Source organism: Agromyces tardus (assembly GCF_003710805.1).
In the GTDB taxonomy this organism is placed as follows: Bacteria; Actinomycetota; Actinomycetes; order Actinomycetales; family Microbacteriaceae; genus Agromyces; species Agromyces tardus.
Genome location: NZ_RHHB01000001.1, coordinates 310377 through 329941, shown reverse-complemented (window position 1 = coordinate 329941; position 19565 = coordinate 310377). Strand labels below are relative to the sequence as shown.

General features: G+C 72.7%; 22 protein-coding genes. 11 read left to right on the top strand and 11 right to left on the bottom strand.

Going from position 1 to position 19565, the window contains the following annotated elements; genetic code table 11:
- Positions 1 to 62: 62 nt before the first annotated feature.
- Positions 63 to 620, bottom strand: a complete 558-nt coding sequence (locus EDM22_RS01585; RefSeq protein ID WP_122935255.1) for a CGNR zinc finger domain-containing protein — start codon at positions 618 to 620, stop codon at positions 63 to 65.
- A 90-nt stretch (positions 621 to 710) separates the two neighbouring features.
- On the opposite strand from EDM22_RS01585, the gene EDM22_RS01580 reads away from it, so the two are divergent.
- On the top strand, positions 711 to 1997 hold the full coding sequence (locus tag EDM22_RS01580) for an MFS transporter (RefSeq protein ID WP_122935254.1): 1287 nt from the start codon (positions 711 to 713) through the stop codon (positions 1995 to 1997).
- Positions 1998 to 2003: 6 nt separating this feature from the next.
- Here the strand turns inward: EDM22_RS01580 and EDM22_RS01575 are convergent, their stop codons facing one another.
- The 3 genes from EDM22_RS01575 to EDM22_RS01565 all read right to left on the bottom strand — a co-directional run bounded on the left by EDM22_RS01575 (position 2004) and on the right by EDM22_RS01565 (position 5307).
- Complete coding sequence (locus tag EDM22_RS01575; RefSeq protein WP_122935253.1) at positions 2004 to 3527, bottom strand: ATP-dependent DNA ligase; 1524 nt, start codon at positions 3525 to 3527, stop codon at positions 2004 to 2006.
- Positions 3528 to 3675: 148 nt separating this feature from the next.
- On the bottom strand, positions 3676 to 4851 hold the full coding sequence (locus EDM22_RS01570) for an adenosylhomocysteinase (protein ID WP_122935252.1): 1176 nt from the start codon (positions 4849 to 4851) through the stop codon (positions 3676 to 3678).
- A 6-nt stretch (positions 4852 to 4857) separates the two neighbouring features.
- Positions 4858 to 5307 carry a VOC family protein gene (locus EDM22_RS01565; protein ID WP_122935251.1) on the bottom strand — a complete coding sequence of 150 codons (450 nt, stop codon included), beginning with the start codon at positions 5305 to 5307 and terminating at the stop codon, positions 4858 to 4860.
- Positions 5308 to 5551: 244 nt separating this feature from the next.
- Here EDM22_RS01565 and EDM22_RS01560 point away from each other — a divergent pair, with 244 nt between their 5' ends.
- Positions 5552 to 6235 carry a hypothetical protein gene (locus tag EDM22_RS01560; RefSeq protein WP_122935250.1) on the top strand — a complete coding sequence of 228 codons (684 nt, stop codon included), beginning with the start codon at positions 5552 to 5554 and terminating at the stop codon, positions 6233 to 6235.
- Positions 6236 to 6259: 24 nt separating this feature from the next.
- Here EDM22_RS01560 and EDM22_RS01555 read toward each other — a convergent pair whose 3' ends face one another.
- Positions 6260 to 6892: a dihydrofolate reductase family protein gene (locus EDM22_RS01555; RefSeq protein ID WP_122935249.1), complete on the bottom strand. Its 633-nt coding sequence runs from the start codon at positions 6890 to 6892 to the stop codon at positions 6260 to 6262.
- 132 nt (positions 6893 to 7024) lie between these two features.
- On the opposite strand from EDM22_RS01555, the gene EDM22_RS01550 reads away from it, so the two are divergent.
- Positions 7025 to 7510 carry a DUF3806 domain-containing protein gene (locus EDM22_RS01550; protein WP_170963966.1) on the top strand — a complete coding sequence of 162 codons (486 nt, stop codon included), beginning with the start codon at positions 7025 to 7027 and terminating at the stop codon, positions 7508 to 7510.
- A 38-nt stretch (positions 7511 to 7548) separates the two neighbouring features.
- On the opposite strand, the gene EDM22_RS01545 is transcribed toward EDM22_RS01550, so the two are convergent.
- Entirely contained in the window at positions 7549 to 8370 is an 822-nt protein-coding gene (locus EDM22_RS01545) for an alpha/beta fold hydrolase (protein WP_122935247.1), read from the bottom strand.
- 70 nt (positions 8371 to 8440) lie between these two features.
- On the opposite strand from EDM22_RS01545, the gene EDM22_RS19285 reads away from it, so the two are divergent.
- The 6 genes from EDM22_RS19285 to EDM22_RS01510 all read left to right on the top strand — a co-directional run bounded on the left by EDM22_RS19285 (position 8441) and on the right by EDM22_RS01510 (position 13163).
- Positions 8441 to 9046 carry a TetR/AcrR family transcriptional regulator gene (locus EDM22_RS19285; RefSeq protein ID WP_170963965.1) on the top strand — a complete coding sequence of 202 codons (606 nt, stop codon included), beginning with the start codon at positions 8441 to 8443 and terminating at the stop codon, positions 9044 to 9046.
- A 60-nt stretch (positions 9047 to 9106) separates the two neighbouring features.
- Positions 9107 to 9787: a GntR family transcriptional regulator gene (locus tag EDM22_RS01530; RefSeq protein ID WP_122935245.1), complete on the top strand. Its 681-nt coding sequence runs from the start codon at positions 9107 to 9109 to the stop codon at positions 9785 to 9787.
- 11 nt (positions 9788 to 9798) lie between these two features.
- The gene (locus tag EDM22_RS01525) at positions 9799 to 10821 is read left to right on the top strand and encodes a 1-aminocyclopropane-1-carboxylate deaminase (RefSeq protein ID WP_122935244.1); all 1023 of its coding nucleotides are present in this window, start codon (positions 9799 to 9801) and stop codon (positions 10819 to 10821) included.
- A 53-nt stretch (positions 10822 to 10874) separates the two neighbouring features.
- Complete coding sequence (locus tag EDM22_RS01520; protein WP_122935243.1) at positions 10875 to 11834, top strand: NAD(P)/FAD-dependent oxidoreductase; 960 nt, start codon at positions 10875 to 10877, stop codon at positions 11832 to 11834.
- A gap of 79 nt (positions 11835 to 11913) precedes the next feature.
- The gene (locus EDM22_RS01515; RefSeq protein ID WP_122935362.1) at positions 11914 to 12771 is read left to right on the top strand and encodes a 3-methyladenine DNA glycosylase; all 858 of its coding nucleotides are present in this window, start codon (positions 11914 to 11916) and stop codon (positions 12769 to 12771) included.
- A 41-nt stretch (positions 12772 to 12812) separates the two neighbouring features.
- Positions 12813 to 13163: a hypothetical protein gene (locus tag EDM22_RS01510; RefSeq protein WP_122935242.1), complete on the top strand. Its 351-nt coding sequence runs from the start codon at positions 12813 to 12815 to the stop codon at positions 13161 to 13163.
- Positions 13164 to 13188: 25 nt separating this feature from the next.
- Here the strand turns inward: EDM22_RS01510 and EDM22_RS19395 are convergent, their stop codons facing one another.
- Together EDM22_RS19395 and EDM22_RS01505 are read right to left on the bottom strand one after the other, a co-directional pair.
- On the bottom strand, positions 13189 to 13359 hold the full coding sequence (locus EDM22_RS19395; protein ID WP_170963964.1) for a hypothetical protein: 171 nt from the start codon (positions 13357 to 13359) through the stop codon (positions 13189 to 13191).
- 148 nt (positions 13360 to 13507) lie between these two features.
- Complete coding sequence (locus EDM22_RS01505) at positions 13508 to 14692, bottom strand: MFS transporter (RefSeq protein ID WP_170963963.1); 1185 nt, start codon at positions 14690 to 14692, stop codon at positions 13508 to 13510.
- Between the two features lie 129 nt (positions 14693 to 14821).
- Here EDM22_RS01505 and EDM22_RS01500 point away from each other — a divergent pair, with 129 nt between their 5' ends.
- Positions 14822 to 15295: a winged helix-turn-helix transcriptional regulator gene (locus EDM22_RS01500; RefSeq protein ID WP_245989090.1), complete on the top strand. Its 474-nt coding sequence runs from the start codon at positions 14822 to 14824 to the stop codon at positions 15293 to 15295.
- Positions 15296 to 15391: 96 nt separating this feature from the next.
- On the opposite strand, the gene EDM22_RS01495 is transcribed toward EDM22_RS01500, so the two are convergent.
- Together EDM22_RS01495 and EDM22_RS01490 are read right to left on the bottom strand one after the other, a co-directional pair.
- Entirely contained in the window at positions 15392 to 16324 is a 933-nt protein-coding gene (locus EDM22_RS01495; RefSeq protein WP_122935240.1) for an aldo/keto reductase, read from the bottom strand.
- Positions 16325 to 16348: 24 nt separating this feature from the next.
- A complete protein-coding gene (locus EDM22_RS01490) occupies positions 16349 to 17224 on the bottom strand; it encodes an aldo/keto reductase (RefSeq protein WP_122935239.1) in 876 nt (291 codons plus the stop codon).
- A gap of 133 nt (positions 17225 to 17357) precedes the next feature.
- Between EDM22_RS01490 and EDM22_RS01485 the strand changes: the two genes are divergently transcribed.
- Entirely contained in the window at positions 17358 to 18242 is an 885-nt protein-coding gene (locus EDM22_RS01485; RefSeq protein ID WP_122935238.1) for a LysR family transcriptional regulator, read from the top strand.
- A 30-nt stretch (positions 18243 to 18272) separates the two neighbouring features.
- Here the strand turns inward: EDM22_RS01485 and EDM22_RS01480 are convergent, their stop codons facing one another.
- The gene (locus EDM22_RS01480) at positions 18273 to 19523 is read right to left on the bottom strand and encodes an alpha/beta fold hydrolase (RefSeq protein WP_122935237.1); all 1251 of its coding nucleotides are present in this window, start codon (positions 19521 to 19523) and stop codon (positions 18273 to 18275) included.
- Positions 19524 to 19565: the final 42 nt, after the last annotated feature.

Sequence of the window (19565 nt, the reverse complement as noted above, 5' to 3'; positions counted from 1 at the left end):
TCCACGTCGCGCGCGCCGAAGCGTTCCGATCGTGCAGGTGCGGCCTCCGGCCGGTCGGCCGTTCAGTCGCTCGCGCCGGCCCGCTGCCGTCGATAGTGGCGGAGCGCCTTGTCGCGGCCGCCGCACATCTCCATCGAGCACCAGCGTCGGCTGCGGTTCTTCGTGGTGTCGACGAAGAGCCACCCGCAGCTCGGGCACTGTCCGACCCGATCGAGCCGTGGATCGGTGAGGAGCTCGACGGCCGAGCCCGCGAAGGCGGCGCGCAGGGAGGGGCCGTCCCACACGACCGGCCAGTCCCGGCGGAAGGCGCCGCCCTCGGCGACGTACCCGTGGCGCCCGAGCCCCCGCGTGTGCTCCCGCGTCAGGGCGCCCAGCGCTCGGGGATCGATCGGAGCCCCCTGCACGTGCGCTCCGAAGACGGCGACGATCGCCTCGCGCAGGTCGATGAGCGCCGCGCGGTCGGGCCCGGTGAGCGGCTCGACCCGCCCGAGGCCGAGGGTCGCCGCCCACGCATCGGCGGTCTCGGCGTCGGCGAGCCAGTCGCGATCGCCGTCGTGCCGGTCGGGCACCGAGTTCGCGAGCTCGAGACACCGGGCGTTCGCGACATGCTCGAACACCATGCACCCTCTCTTGACCACCGAACGCCTGTTGACAGGATACACAGACCGGCCTACTCTCACCAGTGAAATGACGTTGATTGGTGAAGTGTCGTGACGGCCGCCTTCCGCTGGCTCTGGTTCGGCGCGGGCGCGGCGAACCTCGGCGACGGGCTCGTGCTCACCGCCCTGCCCCTCATCGCGCTGGGCGCGGGAGCGTCGCCCGGCGAGATCGCGCTCGTGACGACGCTGATGACGATCGCATGGCCCGTGTTCGGCCTCCACGCGGGGTGGCTGGTCGACCGCTTGCACGTTCCGCGTGTCCTCGTGCTCGCGAATGCGGGGCGCGCGGTCGCCGTGGGGGCACTGGCCCTCGGCATCGCGCTCGGCGGCCCGATCGTGCCGCTCGTACTCGGCGCCGCGGTCGTCTACGGCGTGGCCGAGACGCTCGTCGACACCTCCCTCATCGCGGTGGTCCCCGCCGTGGTGCCCCGCTCGGCGCTGACGTCGGCGAACTCGCGCATGGAGGCCACCGTCAACGCGGCGAACCAGTTGGCCGGGCCGCCGCTCGCGGGGCTGCTCGTCGGCACCTCCGCCGCACTGGCCGCGGGCACCGGCAGCGCGTTGTACGCAGTCGCTGCGGTCGCCGCGCTCATGCTCGTGCGCCGCGTCACGCGGGGAGCGCCAGCGCCCGCGCCCGCACTTGCGCGCGAGCCCGTGCCCGAGCCCGGGCCTGGGCCCGAGCCCGCGCTCCAGTCCCAGCGACCGCGTGGCCGCGTGCGCGAGGGACTCGCGTTCCTGTGGGGGCATCCGCTGCAGCGCGACCTCACCCTGCTGACCGCGGCGATGAACCTCGTGTGGAGCGCCTGGGCCGCCGTCTTCGTCGTCCACGCCGTGGCGCCGGGCCCGCTCGCGCTCACGCCCGCCGGGTACGGCTGGCTGCTCGCGGCGATGGCCGCGGGTGGCGTCGCCGCCTCGCTCGCGGCGAGCGCGCTTCGCCACCGCGTCGGCACCGGCGCGCTGCTCTTCGCCGATTGCCTGGGCACCGTCGCACTCGTGCTGCCGTCCGCGCTCGGCGCCGACCTCTGGGTGGTGGCGACGGGGCTCGTGGCCGCGGGCGCCGGATCGAGCGTGTGGCGCATCCTCGTCGCCGTCATCCGCCAGCAGGGCACGCCGCCCGCCTTGCTCGGCCGTGTGCACTCCGCGTCGCGCGTCATCAGCTGGGGGGCGCTGCCACTGGGGTCGGCCCTTGCGGGTCTCATCGCGACCCTGGCCGGCGTGACGGCGGCGCTCCTCGCCGCCAGCGCCGTGGCGGTCGCCGTCGCTGCGGTGTTCGTGCCGGTCTGGCGGCGCAGCGCGCGGCTCCCGAGTCCGGAGCCGGCCGAACCCGTTCGGCAGTGATCCCGTTCAGTCGCGCAGCAGCCCGCGCAGCGTCTGGATGGTGTCGGCCTCGGCGGCCGGCTTGTCGTCGCGGTAGCGCTTGACCCGCGCGAAGCGCAGCGCGATGCCGCCCGGATAGCGGCTCGACCGCTGCACCCCGTCGATCGCGATCTCGACGACGGTGACCGGCTCGACCCACACCGCGTGCGCGGTGCGACGCACCTCGATCTGCGGGAACCGCTCGGTCTGCCAGCGCAGCAGCTCGTCGGTGAGACCCTTGAACGTCTTGCCGACCATGACGAACCCGCCCGGCTCGCCGAACTCGCCCGCCGGGTCGAGCGCACCGAGGTGCAGGTTCGACAGCCACCCGGTGCGGCGGCCCGATCCCCACTCGCATGCGAGCACGACGAGGTCGTACGTGTGCACGGGCTTCACCTTGATCCAGCTCGAGCCGCGCCGGCCGGCGGCGTAGGGCGACCCGATCGCCTTGACGACGACGCCCTCGTGGCCCGCGGCGAGCGCGTCGCGCGACACTCGCTCGGCGACCTCGGGATCGGAGGTGACTTCGCCGGGGATGCGGTGCTCCCCCGCGATGCGCTCGAGCTCCGTGCGCCGCGTCGCGAGCGGCTCATCGAGCAGGTCGCGCCCGTCGGCGTGCAGCACGTCGAAGAACCACGGCCGCAGCAGGGCTTCGCGCGCGGCATCCGCCCCGAATCGCGACATGGTCTCCTGGAACGGGCGGGGCGCGCCGTCTTCGTCGAGCGAGAGCGTCTCGCCGTCGAGGATCACGTCGTGCACCGGCAGGCCCCGCACGACCTCGACCACCTCGGGCACGCGGTGGGTGATGTCGGCGAGGTTGCGGGTGAAGACGCGTACGTCGTCGCCCGTGCGGTGCACCTGGATGCGCGCCCCGTCGAGCTTGTATTCGACGGATGCCTCGCCCGTCGCCTCGAGCGCGGCCGCCGCGGTGGGCGCGGTCGCCGCGAGCATGGGCAGCACCGGACGCCCGACGACGAGCCCGATCGCGCCGAGCTCCTCGGCGGAGCCCGTGAGCGCGACGCGCGCCGTCTCGCCGAGGTCGCCCGAGAGCATCGCAGCACGGCGCACCACGTCGCCGGGGCGATCGGCCGCCCGCGCGATCGCATCCGTGAGCACGCCCTCGAGCGCGCCCGTGCGCACCTCGCCGAGCAGCATGCCGCGCAGGTAGCCCTGCTCGCGCGCGGTGGCCCGCTGCGTGATCTCGCGCAGCTCGCGCGTGCGCTCGCCCGCCGATCCGGCGCCGGATGCCGCGGCGAGCCGGTCGAGCATGGCGTCGACGTCGGCGATCGTGAGCGTCGCGGCATCCGCAGGTTCGCCCATTGCCGACGACAGCCCGCGCCACCCGACGCCGACCCGCCCCTGCCGCGGCTTGCCGACCAGGAACCCGACCGCGGTGGCGATCTCGTCGGGCTCGAGCCGTGCGAGGAGGCCGGCGAGCGCGTCGACCTTCGCGAGCCGCGACCGCGTGGCAGCGACCGCCTCGGAGGTCGTCACGAGCTCGTCGAGCAGCATCCCGCCAGTCTGGCACCCGCCGCCGACACCCGGCACGGGCGTGCCCGCGTTCCCTCTCCGGCCGGCTCGCGTCGCAGGGGCAGGCGCCCGCACGCCGACCGCGCAGGCACGCGCGCATCCGTGCCGCGCCCCACTCCCTCCCGACGCGCTAGCGGTCCGCGCCGAGCGCGTCGAGGAACCGTCGCGCGATCAGCCGCTCGAGGTCGCGCGGTACGGGCTGCGCCCCCGGCACGAGGCCGGCGGCCGCCGTCGCGACGCGCTCGAGCGAGAGCGCCTGCAGCAGGAAGCCGAGGTCCATGGCCTCGAGCGAGTTGCCCTTGGGCTCGCGCCCGGCGAGGTTCACCATGCGGCCCTCGGCGAGGAGCGTGATCTCGCGACCGTCGGGCAGGTCGAACCGTTCGATGGCGGCGTCGAGCTGCGAGACGGCGCTCGCGGCCGCGCGCAGGTGCGCGGTGTCGATCTCCCATGGGAAGTGGCCGGCGTTCGCGAGGATCGCCCCGCCCTGCAGGCGCGCGATCACGTCGGGCCCGATGACGTTCGGCGCTCCGGTCGCGGTGATGAAGAACTCGCCCCACTCCGCGAGCTGCGCGAGGTCGCCGACACGGTAGCCGTCGAGGGCCGCCTCGAACGCCTTCAGCTCGTCGACCTCGGCCACGGCCACCTTGCCGCCGAACGCCCGCAGGTACTGGGCGATGCCGCGCCCGCACCATCCGTACCCCGCGACGACGAATCGCCGCCCGGGGATCATGAGGTTCGTGATGCGCATGACGCTCTCGACGACCGACTGGCCGACGCCGTGCCGGTTCTCGCCGATCGCCTTGAGCATGCTGTCGTTGATCACGATCACGGGGAACGGCACCTGCCCGGCGAGTTCGTCCCGCAGTCGGATGCCGCCGCTCGTCGTCTCCTCGGTGCCGCCGACGACCGACTCCGCGTGACCGCTCGCGACCACCCCGGCGGCGAGGTCGGCGCCGTTGTCGAGCAGGATGTCGGGCTTCGCCTCGATGACGGATGCCACGTTCGACATGTGCTGCTCGATCGTGTCGTCGCGGGCGCCGAACACGGTCATGCCCGTGGAGCGCAGGAGCGCGACGATGTCGTCCTGGGTCGACCCGTGGTTGCCGGTCGCCACGACCTCGGCGCCGCCCGCGGCGAGCACCTCGAGCAGCACGGCGGTCTTGGGCTCGAGGTGCAGCGACATCCCGATGCGCCGACCCGCGAACGGCTGCCGTTCTGCGAACTCGCGGCGCGCAGCGGCGAGCAGGGGCATGCGAGAGCGGATCCAGCGCGTGCGCGCCGCGCCCTTCTCCAGAAGCTCGGACATGCTCGCTCAGGCCGCCGGCGCCCCCGGCCCCATCGTGTTCGAGCCGTCCGACATCACCGGCGAGATGAGGCCGAAGAGGTTGCCGTCGGGATCGTGCAGGTACCCCACGCGTCCCACGCCCGGCATGTCGGTGGCGGCCATCGCCTCGGTGGCGCCGAGTTCCTCGGCGATGCCCATGAGCTTGTCGACGCTCCCGTCGATGCCGACGACCATGTTGCATCCGTTCACCGGCGCACCGGCTTCGGGCGCGGGGCCCTCGCGCTGGGTGAGGCCGCCGTTGATGCCCATGCCTGCCGCGCCCTCGACGTTGCCGATCGCACCGTCGCCGGTGTCGATCGACCAGTACGGCATGTCGCCGAACTGCACGAACTTCCACCCGAAGAGTCCGGAGTAGAAGCCGATGAGCCGCTGCGGCTCGGTCGCGTGGATCTCGAAGTGCACGACGAGGTTCGCCATGATGCCTCCCTGAATCGGATGCCGCTCACGGTACGCCCGCCGAGCGGCATCCAGCCACCCCCTTGCGCACGGAATTGGCAGCCTGGGCTGCGGCATGCCACGCATATTCGAGCCTTGCTCGGTATCGCTCAGTGGGAATAGTCTCCTGTCATCCTGAGGCGGCACGGACGGGGGCCCGATGGACGTGGATGGCGACGGTGAGGCCCCTGCCCCGCCGACCGGCCGGCACCGTCGGCCGACCCGCATGGTCTATGCGGTCGGCGGCGCCGTCGGCCTTGCCGTGATCGGTGCGACGGCGAGCGCCTTGATCACGCCCGAGCGCATCGACGCGTTCTTCGGCGCCTTCGGCAGTCATGCGCCGCCGACGGAGACGGCGACCTCCGACGCCGTCGCGTACAAGACCGTGGTGAGCAACGACAAGGCCATCACCGTCGACATCCCCGCGGAGTGGGGTGCGAACCTCTCGAAGTGGGACTGGACGATGGACCCCGGCTCCGCGGTCCGTACCGGAGTCGACACGACCGGGGTGATCGACTTCGCGCAGGACACCGCCTATCTCGGCGCCTCCGCGGCCGCAGCCGAGGCGGAGGGAGCGCCGGCGATGACGGCCGCAGAACGGCGCGATTGGCTTCGGTCGTATGTCGAGCTGGACTGGACCATCGAGGGCTGCGTGCGGGAGCCCGACCCCGTCTGGGAGCGGGCCGGCTGGACGATCGAGGCGACACGGTGGAAGGACTGCGCCACCTACCCCGGTCAGCGCTACTTCGCGTTCGCCGCGACCGACGAGCACGGTGACGTGCTCGTACTGGCCCAGATGTCGCTGACCGACGGAACGCCCGACGAGATCGCCGTGCGGTACGCGGAATCCTTCGTCGTGGACGTCGACAAGCTGCCTGCGCCGTCCTCGGGCGACTTCATCGTGCCATGACCTCCGGGCGTACGGAACGCCGGTTCACACGATCACCTCACGGCCGTCCTCGACGACGATGTCGCCCGTCGCGAGCGGCGCGGGACGCAGCACCTCGTACACGGCGCCGGTGCCGGTGACCCGGCTCTCGACGAGCGTGAACCCCGTGGGCGCCGACCCCTCGGGGAAGAGGCGCTTGCCCGTGCCGAGCACGATCGGGAAGACGATGAGGCGGTACTCGTCGATCAGCCCGGCGTCGTGCAGCGTGTGCAGCAGCGCGCAGCTGCCGTGCACCTGCAGCTCGCGTCCGGGCTGATCCTTGAGCGCCCGCACCGCGTCGACCACGTCGGCCGCGATCACCGAGGTGTTCTGCCAGGTCGGGTCGGTGAGCGTCGTGGAGGCGACGTGCTTCGGCAGGGTGTTGAGCGCGCGCCCCACGTTGTCGTCGGGGTCGGTGATCTGCGACCAGAACGCCGACATCATGTCGTACGTCGTGCGTCCGAGCAGGATCTCGTCGGCCTGCGAGAACCAGCCGTCGACGATGCGACCGAAGTCCTCGTCGACGAGCGGCACCACCCAGCCGCCGGCGGTGAATCCTCCCGTGGTGTCCTCGTCGGGGCCGCCGGGCCCCTGCATGACCCCGTCCAGGGTGACGAAGGTGTGCGCGGTGAGCTTCATGATCGTGTCCTTCCGAGTTCGACTTCGATCCTTCACTCATGCGTCGAATGGCGCCACGCCGGATCGACATGTCCCTCGAACTGAGTGCGGCGGATGTCGCGTGGCGCCGCGGCATCCGGAGAGAATGATCGAATGGCCCTCTTCTCGAGACGTTCGGCGCGCGCCGACGCGCCGACGCCGACGCCGCCGTCGATGCCGCGCCTGCGCGACCTCGACGAGCGCGAGCTCGAGTGGATCGCCGCCCATGTGGAGCTCCTGACGGACGCGGGCACCGACATCGACGACCTCGCGCAGGTACGGGCGGCCTACGACCGGTCGGCCGCGGCGTGGCGGCGCATCAATCCCCCCGAGCGCGACGACCCCACGGTGACCACCAACGCGATCGGGCTCGCGTTCGGCGAGCACCTGGTGCGCCGCACGCCGCTCCGATGGGTGATCGCCGAGGACGAGCACGGCATCGAACTGGCGCTGCACGACGCCCGCACGCGCACGATCCTCTACCCCGCGAAGCTCGTCGCCGAACGCTGGATGGCCGAGGAGCCCGGCGACTTCCTCACCGCGACCGGCGAGCAGCTCGTCGCGAAGCTCCCCGACACGCGTCGCGGCCGCCGCCACTGAGCCCGACGGGCGGATGCCGCGCCCCTACGGGCGACGCATCACAGCGAGGCCCAGAAGCTGCGCAGGTGATCGGCGACCACCGCGGGCTGCTCCAGCGGAATGAGCGTGCGGGCGCCCTGCACAGTGACGGCGGTGGCGTTCGGCGTGCGTGCGGCGGCCTGCAGCGCCTCGTCCTCGCTCCAGTCGCCCCGATCGTCCGACGCGATGTAGAGGCACGGCACCCCGATGGCGGCGAGCTCCGCCGTGACGTCGACCCGTTCGAGGATGAACGAGCGCAGCGCGTTGGTCATGCTTCGGCGGCTCGGGCGCTCGAGGCTCTCGACGACGATGCGGCGGATTCGCTCGTCATGCGCCGATGCGTCGGTGAGCATCGCGCCGACCACGGCATCGCGCACCGGAGAGATCGGGCCGGCAAGGCGCAGCAGGGGCAGCAGCAGGTTGATCTGCGCGCGCTGCGCCTGCGTGATCCGCTCGACCGGCGCGCTGATGGCGACGAGCGAGCGCAGCACTCCCGGCATGGCGGCGAGCTTGTAGCCGACGTGCCCACCGAACGCGTTGCCGACCCAGTCGACGGGGCCCGCCGCTCCGAGGCCGTCGAGCAGGTCGACGGCCGCGTCGGCGGCTTCGGTGATCGTGCTGCGTCTCAGCAGGGCGTCGCTGCGGCCCAGGCCCGGGCCGTCGACCAGCACGTACTCGCGGTCGAGGTCGAGCTCGGGGATCAGGGAATCCCACGTGCTGCTGTCGACGAACATCGACGGCCACAGCACGGTCATGGGGCCGGCTCCGATCCGCCGGATGCGGAGCGCGCCCAGGCGGGTGCGGACTCGCTCATTGCGCTCGATGGTGCTCGGGTCGGTCATGGTGCACTCGATTCTTCTCGTCGGCAATATTGATGTTAATCTCTATCACATGAATGCACGAGCGTACGACATGACTTCGCGTGCCGACGAGGCGCAGCGCACGGGCGACCGCATCGTGGATGCGATGCTGCAGCGCTTCGCTCGGCTGCCGTTCGGTCAGATCCGCCTCGAGGATGTCGCCGCCGACGCGGGCGTCACCGTGCAGACGGTCATCCGCCGGTTCGGCAACAAGGCCGGCCTGCTCGTGGCCACCGTCGAACGGGAACTGGGCAGGATCGCGGCAAGCCGATCGGCGATCGCCGGCGCATCCGCCCGCGAGACGGTCGAGGCGCTCGGCGACCACTACGAGTTCTACGGTGCGCTCATCCTGAAGACCTACGCCGAGGCGGACCTCGTCGACGGAATGGTCGAGCTGGCGAAACGGGGCCGGGAGTACCACGTCTCCTGGTGCCGCAGCGCGTTCGCGGTCGACTCGCCGCCGGGCGCCGTCGGCAGCGCGCAGCGAGAGCGGCGGCTGGCGCAGATCGTCGCCGTCTGCGACGCCCGCACCTGGAGCATCCTGCGACTCGAATCGGGCCTGAGCGCCGAGCAGACCACGCACGCCCTGCTCGAGATGCTGATGCCCCTCATCGCCGACGAGCAGGCAGCGGTGCCCACGGGTCCGGCGCCCGCCTGACCCGGGCCGCTGCCCTTCGTCGACTTGACAGCGGCCGCGGCATCCACTGCAATATATTGCATGCCGCTGCCTGTCCGCTCGAGTGCCGAGCGCCCGAAGTCGCTGCGCGACTACGCCTACGGGCAACTGCGCGACGCGATCGTCTCGGGCGAGCTCGCCCCCGGCGAGCGGCTGCGCGATCCCGAGCTGGAGCAGTGGCTCGGCGTGAGCCGCACGCCGATCCGCGAGGCGATCGCCCGGCTCGAGGCGGCTGGGCTCGTGCACACCCGGCGCGCGAAGCAGACCGTGGTCGCTCCGCTCGACACCCGCACGGCCCTCGCCGCCCAACGCATCGCCGCGGCGCTGCACGAGTTGGCGGTACGCGATGCGGTGGCGCAGCTCACCGCGGCCGACCTCGACGAGATGCGCGCAGCGAACGCCCGGTTCGCGTCGGCGCTGCGGGCGCGCGACGTGGGCGCCGCGATCGCCGCCGACGACGAGTTCCACGACGTGGCAGTGCGGGCGAGCGCGAACCCCCTGCTGCCCGGCCTGCTCGAGCAGGTCACGCCGCTGCTGCGGCGCCTCGAACGCGCCCGCTTCGGATCGCTCGCCGGACGCGGCTCGGTCGCCGACCACGACCGCATCATCGAGCTCTGCGCCGCCGGCCTGCCCGCAGAAGCCGCCGCGGCGGCGCGCGACAACTGGTCGACGCTCGGCCGGCTGCTCCACCTCGACGACGAGTCCACGACCACCCCCACCTGAGGAGCATGACCATGGCACTCGCCGACTTCCCCCGCCACCGGCTCACGTTCGGACCGAGCCCGATCCACCCGGTCGACCGGCTGAGCGCCCACCTCGGCGGCGCCCGCGTCTGGATGAAGCGCGAGGACGTGAACAGCGGACTCGCCTTCGGCGGGAACAAGACGCGCAAGCTCGAGTACCTCGTGCCCGACGCCCTTGCGAAGGGGGCCGACACGCTCGTCTCGATCGGCGGGGTGCAGTCGAACCACACCCGCCAGGTCGCGGCCGTCGCGGCGCACCTCGGCATGAAGGCCGTGCTCGTGCAGGAGCACTGGGTCGACTGGCCCGACTCGGTGAACGACCGCGTCGGCAACATCCTGCTGTCGCGCGTGATGGGGGCCGACGTGCGCCTTTCGCCCGCCGGGTTCGGCATCGGCTTCAAGGAGTCGTGGAAGCAGGCGATCGCCGACGTCGAGGCCGTCGGCGGCACGCCGTACCCGATCCCGGCCGGCGCATCCGATCACCCGCTCGGCGGGCTCGGCTTCGCGAACTGGGCCCATGAGGTGGCCGCGCAGGAGGCCGAGCTCGGCGTGTTCTTCGACACGATCGTGGTGTGCTCGGTCACCGGGTCGACCCATGCGGGCATGATCGCCGGCTTCGCCGACCTCGAGCACAACTTCGGCGGCCGTCCGCGCCGGGTGCTCGGCATCGACGCGTCGGCGAAGATCGACGAGACCCGCGACCAGGTCGCCCGCATCGCCCGCAACACGGCGTCGCTCATGGGGCTCGGTCGCGAGGTGCACGACGACGAGATCACCGTGCTCGAGGGCTGGGCCGGCGACCTCTACGGCATCCCGGTCGAGTCGACCGACGAGGCCATGTTCCTCACGGGCCGCCTCGAGGGCGTCATCCTCGACCCCGTGTACGAGGGCAAGTCGATGGCGGGCCTCATCGACCTCGTCTCGAGCGGCGAGATCCCCCGCGACTCGAACGTGCTGTACGCCCATCTCGGCGGCCAGCCCGCGATCAACGCCTACAGCGGCCGGTACCACTGATCGCCGTCGTCGGCGCGGATGCCGCCCCGGCGGACTCTTGGCATAGTTGACGCATGCAGCGAACCGAATGGGACGTCATCATCGTCGGCGGCGGCAGCGCGGGACTCAGCGCCGCGCTCATGCTCGGCCGCTCGCGCCGCCGCGTGCTCGTGGTCGACGGCGGCGAGCCGCGCAACCGCTTCGCGGCGCACATGCACGGCGTGCTGGGCCGCGATCACTCGTCGCCGCTCGACCTGCTCGCCGCCGGGCGCGCCGAGCTCACGCGCTACGACGACGTCGTGATCGAGTCGGGCACCGTCGTCTCGGCAGCCCCGCTCGACACCGAGGCCATCGGGTTCGAGGTCGTGCTCGAGTCCGGCGAACGGCACACGGCACGACGGATGCTGGTGGCCACGGGCCTGCGCGACGACCTCCCCGATCTGCCCGGTCTCGCCGAGGAGTGGGGTCGCAACGCCGTGTCGTGCCCCTACTGCGACGGCTGGGAGGTGCGCGACCGCCGGATCGCCATGATCGCCACGGACGCGTCGAACACCCACCAGGCGCAGCTCCTGCGGCAGCTCTCGCCGCACGTCACGTTCTACACCCAGGGCGCGAACCTCCCCGACGCCGCGCGCGCCGGCCTCGAGGCCCGCGGCATCGCGATCGAGACACGCGCCGTCGTCGAGGTCGTGGGCGACGACGAGGGCGGTCTCCGCGGCATCCGCCTCGACGACGGCACCGAGCACGAGGCCGACTCGATCTTCGTGGCCCCGCGCCCCGTGCCCAACGATCGCCTGCTGCGCGAGCTCCGCGCGCGCACCATGCGGCAGAACGGCGTCGACTGGGTGCTCGTCGACCCGTCGGGCCGCACGAACGTGCCCGGTCTCTGGGCAGCCGGCAACATCGCGACCGCCGCGTCCTCGGTGCCCGTCGCGATGGCGGCCGGCAACGTCGCGGGCACGGGCATCAACGGCGACCTCGTCGAGGAGGACATCCGCGAGGCGGTCGCTGCCCGGGCATCCGACGACGGCTGAGGCGATGGCGGGCGACGCGCACCGGCGCGCCGCCTACCATCGAGGGGTGACCACGCTCGCCGCCACCACCGCGCCCGTCATGCTCGACGCGCACGACTGGGGCGCTCGCGAGCAGGCGCACGCCGCACGGGCCGACGCCCTGACGGCGGCGCATCGCGAGCGCGCGGCGCGGGGCGAGCGGCATCCGATCGAGGACTTCCTCTTCACCTACTACTCGTACTCGCCCGGTCTGCTCCGGCGCTGGCACCCCGGCGCGGGCATCGAACTGGCGGATGCCGCGGGCACGCCCCGCGCGGAATGGCGCTGGTACGCGGCCGGCACCACCCCGGGCGGCCTCGTGGTCGATCGCGGCGGGATGGAACGCGAGAAGTCGGCGATGCTCGGCGTCGTCGAGCGCATCCTGCGGAACACCGCCGCACGGCCCGGGTCGTATGGATGCTTCGGCCTGCACGAGTGGGCGATGGTGTACCGCCAGCGCGAGCACCGGCATCCGGTGCCACTGCGCCTCGGGCAGGCGGCGACCGACGAGGTCGTCGAGGCGCACGAGCTGCGGTGCACCCACATCGACGCGTTCCGCTTCTTCACGCCGGATGCCACGCCCCGCAACCGCTTCGCCCCGACCCGTGAGACGCAGCCCGAGCTCGAGCAGCCCGGCTGCCTGCACGCCGGCATGGACGTCTACAAGTGGGCCGTCAAGCTCGGCCCGCTCGTGCCGGGCGAGGTGCTGCTCGACGCGTTCGAGCTCGCCCGCGACATCCGGTATCTCGACATGCAGGCCTCGCCCTACGACATGGAGCCGTGGGGCGGCGAGCCCGTGCGCATCGAGACGCCCGAGGGCAAGGCCGAGTACGTGCGGCGCCAGCGCGCCTTCGCCGAGCGTTCGAACGCGTTGCGCCGGCGCATGCTCGAGGCGTGGCTCGGGGCCGATCACGGCTGACCGCCCTTGCCGCTGTCGGCGGCCGGTCGTAGCGTCAGGGCATGGGACAGGACGACCGCGCTCGCGGGCGTGAGCTGCTCGACGAGATCGCGCCGGGGCTGCTCAGCCGGGCGGATGTCGCGAAGGGGCGCATGTTCGGCTCCGAGGGCCTCTCGGTGCGGGGCAAGTTCTTCGCGTTCACGTCGAGCCGGGGCGACCTCGTGGTGAAGCTCGACGGGGAGCGCATCGAGCAGCTCGGGCTCGACAACATGGTCATGCGCGGCCGACCGATGCGCGAGTGGGCGGTCGTGCCCCTCGCCGAGGGCGCCGACCGGTGGCGGGCGGTCGCCGAGGAGGCGTACGGGTTCGTCGACTCGATCACGCCGGGAGGCGATGCGGTCGGGTCGGAGTGAGTCGCGGGCCGCGGGGCGCGCTGGCCTAGAAGTCCTCGTGCGCCTCGCGCAGCTGCCGCAGGTCGTCCTCGGTCGCCTGCCAGCCCTGGAGGGCCGAGTGCAGCTGGCGCTCGAGCCATGCCGCATCCCGCGCTCCCCCGTCCCCGCCGCGCAATTGCGCGAGCCGCTCGGTCGCCGTTCCGCTCAGGTCGTCCATCGCTCCGCCCTCCACGAGCCTGCGTGCCCGGCGGCGGCAGGATGCCGCGGACCTGGGGCCCGCACGAGAGTCATCCTGCCAGCCGCGAGCCCGAAGGTCGATGCCCGGGTGCGACCGGACCCGCCCTCCGAGCCGGAGCTCGCCTCACCTACGCGGCGACGGGCACGCGCTGCGGCGCGTTCGCGACCACGAGCGCTCCGATGCCGAGCAGGAGGATCACCGGGACTCCGAGCTCGAGCGCGAACTGCAGGCCCGACGAGGTGGCGATCACGCCGAGCCCGAGTGCCGCAACGGCCTGTACGAGGTAGCCGACGACGTAGGCCGCGGAGATGACGCTCGCGCGGTGGTGAGTCGGCGCGCTCGCCGTGACGAGGCCCAGGCCGCCCGAGAACATGAGGGCGTAGCCGGCTCCGGCCACGAGCGACGAGGCGATGAAGGCCGGCAGCGAATGCGCGAGCCCAGCGACCACGAGGAGGCCGAGTCCCACGACGGCGAGCAGCGGACCGATCGTGACGGATCGGCGCGCAGGAACGCCGCGCGCGGCGACCGCCACCACGCCGATCGTCACGGCCGAGAGCGAGATGATGGCGCCGTCGACGAACGCGTTGTCGCTGCGCACGAGTTCGCGGGCGATCTGCGCGCCGAGCGCGAGGAAGACCGCGCCCATCGCGTAGGCCGCGGAGACGCCGAGCGTGCCCGCGACGAACGCGGAACGACCCGCCCGCGGCATCCGGGGCAGTCTCGGGCGCCACGGGCCGGCGCTCTCGTCGCGGGTGTGGCGCGGGAGCAGGAACGCGGCGACCCCCACCGCGACCGTGATGGCCGTGAGCACCCAGAAGCTGAGCCGCAGGGGCTCGGGCGCATACTGCACGAGCGCACCGCCCACGATGGTCGCGAGCGCGAGCCCGGTCGCTGTCGCCGCGGTGGTGGCGGGACCCGCTCGCCGCGCGCCGTCGCGCCCGCCGAACTCCACCATGGCGGCCGTCGCGGGACTGAGCGAGAGGCCCACCCCCACCCCCATGAGCGCGCGTCCGATGAACACCCACGTGAGGTCGGGCGCGAGCCCGAACGCGACCGAGCCCGCACCGAGTGCGGCGAGGCCGAGGAGGATGACGGCGCGGCGGCCGATCACGTCGGACAGGTTGCCGAAGACGATGAGCACGGGCACGAGCACGATCGGGTACACGGCGAAGATCGCGGTGGTCACCGCGGGCGGCAACGCCCATTGCTGCGCGTACAGCGGGTACACGACGGTGGGCGCAGCGCTCGCCCACAGTGCGAGACCGGCGACGGATGCCGCGGTCCAGAAGCTTCCACGTTGCGAGAGGGTCACGACGACCGCCTTCCGATCCACCTGAGTTGGTTTCGCCAACTTAGCATGCTGAATCCGTATATCCAACTCAGGCTGCTATGATCGGGCGATGCAGCACTGGGCGAACGGCTGATCAGAGGAGGACGACCGGTGGACGAAGGGTCGGGAACCGGAAGCGTCGAGCGCTGCTCGATCGCGCGCAGCCTCGAGGTACTGGGGCTGAAGTGGTCGCTGCTGATCGTGCGCGAGGCGATGTGGGGCCGAACCCGCTTCGCCGAATTCCGCGCGCGCCTGGGCGTGGCGCCCGACGTGCTCACGGATCGGCTCGGCCGGCTCGTCGACGCGGGCATCCTCGAGCGGCGCCCCTACCGCGAAGACGGTGAACGCGAACGCGAGGAGTACGTGCTCACCGACGCAGGTCGTGCCCTCGTGCCCGTGCTGGCCGCGATGAACGCCTGGGGCGACGAGTACCGGCCGAGCGGGTTCGGGCCGGCGGCGATCTACACCGACCGCGAGACCGGCGAGCCCCTGCGGCTGGCGTTCCTCGCCGCCGACGGCTCCGAGCGCGAGGTCTCCGACGTCGCGGTCGTGCGCGGGCCGGGCGCGCTGATGGCCGCTCCGTAACCGGCGACGCCGACACGGGTCCACCGCCTCGGGAACGACGAACGCCCGACCCCCCGCGGGTGCCGGGCGTTCGCGACGTGCGGGCGGACTGCCCGGTCAGGGCACGCGGTATCCGGCGGCGCGGAACAGCTCGTACCACTCCGCACGCGTGAGCAGCACGTCAGATCCCTGCGCGGCGCCGGCCACGCGCTCGGGCGTCGTCGTGCCCAGCACGACCTGCATGTTCGCGGGATGCCGCGTGATCCACGCCGTCGCGATCGCGATGGCGGGCACGTCGTACTTCGCCGCGAGACGGTCGATGGCGGCGTTCAGCTCGGGGTACTCGGGTGACCCGAGGAACACGCCCGTGAAGAAGCCCGCCTGGAACGGCGACCACGCCTGGATCGTGATGTCGTGCAGGCGGCAGTAGTCCACGATGCCGCCCCCGTCGAGGGTGACCGACTGGGCGAGGCCCTGCATGTTCGCGGCGACGCCCTCGGCGATGATCGGCGAGTGCGTGATCGACAGCTGCAACTGGTTCGCCACGAGCGGCTGCGACACCGACTTCTTCAGCAGGTCGATCTGGCGCGGCGTGTGGTTCGAGACGCCGAAGCGCAGCACCTTGCCGGATGCCTCGAGCTCGTCGAACGCCCGGGCGACCTCGTCGGGCTCCACGAGTGCGTCGGGGCGGTGCAGCAGGAGCACGTCGATGCGGTCGGTGCCGAGCGCGCGCAGCGAACCCTCGACCGACTCCATGATGTGCTCGTACGAGAAGTCGAAGTACGGCCCGGGGCCCACGATGCCGGCCTTGGTCTGCAGGGTGATCTCGTCGCGCTGCGACGGAGTGAGCTGCATCGCCTCCGCGAAGCGGAGCTCGCACCCGTGCAGCTCGTCGCCGTAGATGTCGGCGTGGTCGAAGAAGTCGATGCCCGCGTCGCGGGCGGTGCGCACGAGCTCGCGCACCGCGTCATCCGTCATCTCCTGGATGCGCATGAGGCCGAGGACGACGTTGGGCACGGCGAGGTCGCCGCCGAGGGGGATGGTCTTCATGGTGGGTCTCCTTGGGTCGGTCGGTCAGGCTGCGAGTTCGCCCGCGCCGGAGAGCGTGTCGAGCTCGTCGGCGGTGAGCTCGAGGGCGGCGGCCTGCACCGAATCGCGGATGCTCCCGGGCCGCGACGCCCCCGGGATCGGGATCACGACGGGTGCGAGCGCCAGTTCCCAGGCGAGGGCGACCTGCTGGGGGCTCACGCCCCGCGTCTCCGCGACGCGTTGGAAGGCGCCGTGGCGCTCGCCGACCGCCGCCGCACGGGCGATGCCGCCGAGCGGCGACCACGGCAGGAACGCGATGCCGAGCTCCGCGCAGTGCTCGAGCTCGCCGAGGCTCGACCGGAACGCCGGCGAGAACTGGTTCTGCACCGACACGAGCCGGCCGCCGAGGATCTCGTTGGCCTCGTCGATCTGCGCGACGTTCGCGTTGGAGATGCCGGCGAGCTCGATGACGCCCTCGTCGAGCAGGTCGCGGACGGCGCCGATCGAGTCGGCGTAGGGCACGCGGGGGTCGGGCCGGTGGAACTGGTACAGGCCGATCGCGTCGACGCCGAGGCGGCGGGCCGAGGCCTTCGCGGCCTCCTTCACGTGCTCGGGCCGGCCGTCCTGCGTCCACGAGCCGTCGCCCGGGCGCAGGTGGCCGCCCTTCGTCGCGACGAGCACGCCGGACGTGTCGCCGCCGAAGGAGCGCAGCGCCCGGCCGATGAGCTCCTCGTTGTGGCCCACCTCGTCGGCGTGGAGGTGGTAGGCGTCGGCGGTGTCGATGAGGGTGACGCCGACGTCGAGGGCGGCGTGGATCGTGGCGATCGAGCGGGCCTCGTCGGGCCGGCCCTCGATCGACATCGGCATGCCGCCGAGGCCGATCGCGCTCACGGAACGCGGGCCGATGGTGCGTTGCTGCACGTGGATTCCTCTCGTCTGAGGGTCGTGGCGCGCGCCCGCGGGTCGCGGGCGTGGCGTGCGGATTCACCCTAGGCAGCATCGATTGAGAAGTCCAACGACTTTCGCTCATGCGATTGAGAAGTAGTGTGTATATATGGACCTGCGTCAGATGGAGTACCTCGTCACGCTCGCCGACGAGCAGCAGTTCACGCGAGCCGCGGCGGTCTGCGGCGTGTCGCAGTCGGGCCTGTCGGCGGCGATCCGCAGCCTCGAGGACGAGCTCGGCACCACGCTCTTCAACCGCACCACGCGCCGCGTCGAACCCACCGAGGCGGGGCTCGCCCTCCTCCCCCACGCCCGCACGATGCTCGCGCAGGCGGGCGCCGCGCGCGACGCCGTGCTCCGCGCGACCCACGAGCTGAGCGGCAGCCTGCGCGTCGGCGCCGAGCAGTGCCTCGGCTTCGTGGATGTCTCGGCGCTGCTCGAGCGCGTGCGCCGCCGCTATCCGCTCGTCGACCTCGACTTCACGCAGGCCGGTTCGCTCGACCTGGTGGCCGGGGTGCGCGACGGGAGCATCGACATCGCGTTCGTGGCCGCGGGCGACCACCTCACCCGGGTGCGCCGTACCGAACTGGGCCGCCGGCCCGTCGTGCTGCTCGCGCCGCCGCAGCATCCGCTCGCCGCGCTCGACGCCGTCGACTGGGCCGACCTGCGCGAGACCGACTTCGTCGATTTCCAGGACTCGTGGGCGGTGCGCTCGCTGAACGACGAGATGTGCGCGGCGCACGGCGTGACCCGGCGCGTGGGCTGCACGGTGAACGACGTGCACACGCTGCTCGACCTCGTGCAGCGCGGGCTCGGCGTGGCGCTCGTGCCGCAGCACGTCGCCGCGAAGCCGCAGGCCGCCGGGCTCGCGGTGCGCCCGCTGCCCGCGTCGGCGCCGCCCTGGGTGGTCTCGGTCGTCACGGGCGAGTCGTCGCCGGCGTCGGCGTCGCTGCTGCTCGAACTGCTCGACGCGGAGCTCGCGCTCAGCGCGTGAGCCGCCCGGCGGCGGTCGCAGGGCCCGGCCTCAGCCGAGGAACTCGCGTGCCGGCTCGAGCACCTGCTCCGGGCGATCCTCGAGCAGGGAGTGGCCGGAACCCGCCACGCGAACGAGCCGCGCACCGAAGACCTCGACGTATTCCTCTGCGAAGCGCGCGGCGATGTAGTCGCAGTCGCCGCGGAACACGAGCACCCGCAGATCGGCCGCCCCGGCCTGCGCACGGGTGATGCCGGTGAGATCCGGATGCAGCTGCGGTACCTGGTTCGCGTAGTAGCCCACGCCCCGCGGCGGCGCCCCGACCTGCGACGCCGCGCAGTGCAGGCCGGCGGCCGTGGTGTCGTAGAGCTGCGCGAATCGGCCGTCGAACTCGTCGTCGCCCGCGAACCAGTGCGCCGCTCGCGGATCGACGGCGGTGAGCGCGTACCCGAACAGGTTGCGGGGCGCGAGCGCGAGCAGGTACGTGCCGATCCGGCCGGCGGTGGTGAGCCGCGACTGCGGGGCCTGCGGCGGGGCGACCTCGCCCGCCCAGGGGATCGACCCCGGCGAGAGGAGCACGAGCCGATCGACGCGCTCGGGGTGCTCGACGGCGTACGCCGTCGCGACCGCCGACCCCCACGAGAACCCGATGAGGTCGACCCGCTCGGAGCCGGCCGCGTCGACGACCGCGGCCAATTCGTCGACCGACCGCGCGAACGTGTACCCGGTCGGGTCCGCCAGCCGATCGGATCCGCCGGTGCCGACCTGGTCGTACACGACGAGGGGCCGGCCGTCGGCCAGTCGCTGCAGCATGCGCTCCTCGGCGGCCGACCAGGGCACCCCCGGGCCGCCGGGCACCGCGACGATCGGCACGGCCTCCGCCTCGGTGGCCTCGGTGCGGCGGATGTCGATGAGCGGTGCGTCGGATGCCGCGTCGCCGGCCATGGGCGCGAGATCCAGCCGCAGGAACGACAGCTGCGCGAGCACGACCGCCGCCAGCCAGACGGCGACGGCCCAGCCGAGCACGCGTCGAACGTCACGCCTGCCGGCGTCATCCGCGTCGGGCCGCGCCGCGCCCCGCTGCATCCACCGCCGTCGCCGTCGCCGGAGCACGACGAGCCAGCCCACCGTCACGCACGACGCCCCCGTGAGGAGCAGCGCGCCCGCGATCGCGGCAGTCGGACTCCACCCCGACGCGACGAATGCCACGATCAGCGCGCCCTGCACCGCGGTGACCGCCAGGCAGGCCAGCGCCAGCCCGAACCCGCGCCGAACCCGGCCGCCGCGTGACCGCTCGTGCATGCCGTCCTCCCCGATCCACCCTCGCAAATCGGGCGGCCGGCG